This window comes from Pseudorhodobacter sp., assembly GCF_030452865.1.
In the GTDB taxonomy this organism is placed as follows: domain Bacteria; phylum Pseudomonadota; class Alphaproteobacteria; order Rhodobacterales; family Rhodobacteraceae; genus Pseudorhodobacter.
Window position 1 is genome coordinate 1 of the sequence record NZ_JAKDLJ010000491.1, and the last position, 2334, is coordinate 2334.

The 2334-nt window shown below is 56.5% G+C and carries 2 protein-coding genes and 1 pseudogene; all 3 read left to right on the plus strand.

What is annotated here, in order from left to right:
• The first annotated feature begins 7 nt into the window (after positions 1–7).
• The gene (locus tag L0H65_RS18485; protein ID WP_301460671.1) at positions 8–625 is read left to right on the plus strand and encodes a molybdopterin-dependent oxidoreductase; all 618 of its coding nucleotides are present in this window, start codon (positions 8–10) and stop codon (positions 623–625) included.
• A gap of 343 nt (positions 626–968) precedes the next feature.
• Positions 969–1985 (plus strand): cytochrome ubiquinol oxidase subunit II, encoded by a 1017-nt coding sequence (locus L0H65_RS18490; RefSeq protein ID WP_301460672.1) that lies wholly within the window; start codon positions 969–971, stop codon positions 1983–1985.
• Positions 1982–2334: pseudogene (locus L0H65_RS18495) on the plus strand (cytochrome ubiquinol oxidase subunit I); the annotation flags it as partial. The gene L0H65_RS18490 and the pseudogene L0H65_RS18495, both read left to right, overlap by 4 nt.

The following is a 2334-nucleotide window of genomic DNA, read 5'->3' on the forward strand; positions in this document are numbered from 1 at the left end:
GCAGCGGATGATCGGTTCCAATGCCCTTGCGCGCGAATATGCCGAATCTGACCGGTCACCGGACTTCAGGACCAACGGCAACACCGATCCAAGCACACCGGAGTATCATCGACATGCCGCAGAAGGCTTCGCCAATTGGAAATTGCAGGTTGGCGGTATTGTTAAGGCTCCCAAAGCCTATTCGCTGGCCGATCTGAAGTCCCTGCCAGCCCGAAGCCAGATTACCCGCCATGATTGCGTCGAAGGATGGAGTGCCATCGGCGGCTGGACCGGCGTGCCGCTGCAGGTAATTCTTGATGAGGTTCAGTTGAGGCCAGAGGCGAGGTACATTGTTTTTCATTGTGCTGACAGTTTTGGCGGACTGACGCCAACACCCTATTATGAGAGTATCGATCTGATAGACGCATTCCATCCTCAGACCATTTTGGCGTATGGCATGAATGGCGGCGACTTGCCGACAGGACATGGCGCGCCGATCAGATTGAGGGTCGAACGGCAGCTCGGCTACAAACATGCCAAGTTCATCATGCAAATCGAAGCCGTGGCCAGTCTTGACGGAATTGGGCGTGGAAAAGGCGGCTACTGGGAAGACGTAGGCTTTTACGATTGGTATGGCGGCATCTAATGTGTTTCGATTTTGACGCGACGCATCTGGGTATCCATTCGTGCCGAGAAGATAAGCGTGCCCCGCACATGCGGCTGTGAGGCGATGAATGATTTCGACTTACCTGGAAGTTTCAGGCAACGCTCACTTTCTGCGTCCCTTCAACCGGTCACTTTGCGGAGATAGCCCGTCAGGTTGGCTCTCAGCGAAGTGTTTTGGTATCGACAAGGGCCTTGCATTGATGATGATCGAAATGCGCACACGGGGCTGATCTGGAACCAAAACTGCGCTTCAAGCGTTCCCAGAGAGGAAGTGTTTGCGCGGGGGACGCGTGTGAACGTGTAGGTTCGGGGAACGAGCGTAGGTGGAAAACTTGGACAGTCCCAACAAACCTTCCCGAATGTCGCGGCGGTTTCTCTGGATTCTCGTTTCCGGTGCCGTGTTGCTGCTCTCGGCCTGTGACAGCAACATTCATATGACCTTTCTTGATCCGCAAGGTCCGGTCGCGGATGTGCAAAGGTGGCACTTTTACGAAGTGCTGGGAATTATGGCCGTGCTCGTGGCCGGTCCGATCTTTCTCCTGCTGCCTATCTTTGCGTGGCGCTATCGCTATGGCAATGAACGACCGAAATACACGCCGAAATGGGAATATTCGCGATTTCTGGAGATCATGTCCTGGAGCGGCCCGATTGCAATCGTTCTCGTGCTGTCGTTTTTCGTCTGGCGAGATACTGCGCGGCTTGACCCCTACAGACCGCTCGCCTCGGATCAGACACCGCTGCGCGTGCAAGTAATCGGATATGATTGGAAATGGCTGTTCATTTATCCCGATCAGGGGATCGCCAGCATCGGGACACTTGCCATACCGGAGGGGCGCGCCGTGAGTATGAAAATCACCTCCGCCACGGTGATGCAATCGCTGTTCATTCCCGCACTTGGCAGCCAGATTTACGCAATGGGTGGCATGGTTTCGCAACTTAACCTTCGCGCTGACAAGGCCGGAACCTCTCTGGGCGAAAACACCATGTACAATGGTGATGGTTTTCACCAACAAAAATTCAAGGCGCAGGCGATGGTGCCGGATGATTTTGAGGCGTGGGTCATCAATGCGCGCACGCACGGCCTGCCGCTGGATGCCGATACCCTGAAGCTGGTCTCGCAACGCGGCAGCCGACAGGAATTGATCGCAGCCTTGCCCGGCGCAAGGTCGATGGGCGGTAGTCTGTATTTCCAAATCGCGGGCGACGGGTTGTTCGATGCGGTGGTGACCGCCACGATGCAAGGCAGTGTCACCCTGCCGCCCGAAGCGTTTGCCGCCGCGGGGGCTACGATTCCGAAGGCTGGGAAAACCACAGGACCGGCGCCGGAGGGACGGCAATGAGCCTGGACACGCCCGTCACAACCCTGCTCTTGGGACGATTGAGCCTGAAGGCGATGCCGTTCTGGGACATGCTGCAACACCCTACAAAAGCCAATATCATCAACGGTTGCATCGCCACTTTCGCGGCCTTGCTGGTCGTTGCCGGTGCCCTCGCCCTTGTCGTTCTGCTGACGAAATACAGGTTGTGGCGTGTGCTTTGGTCGGACTGGTTGACCAGTCCCGATCATAAGAAAATCGGCATCATGTATGTGGTGCTTGCCTTGATAATGCTGGCGCGGGCGCTGATCGAGGCGTGGCTGATGCGCGCGCAGCAGGCCTTCGGGCTGGGCGGTGGTTTTCTCTCGCCCGA

Excerpts from the sequence above, each read along its gene's own strand:
- L0H65_RS18485 (WP_301460671.1), top strand. The coding sequence starts at position 8 with ATGATCGGTTCCAATGCCCTTGCGCGCGAATATGCCGAATCTGACCGG.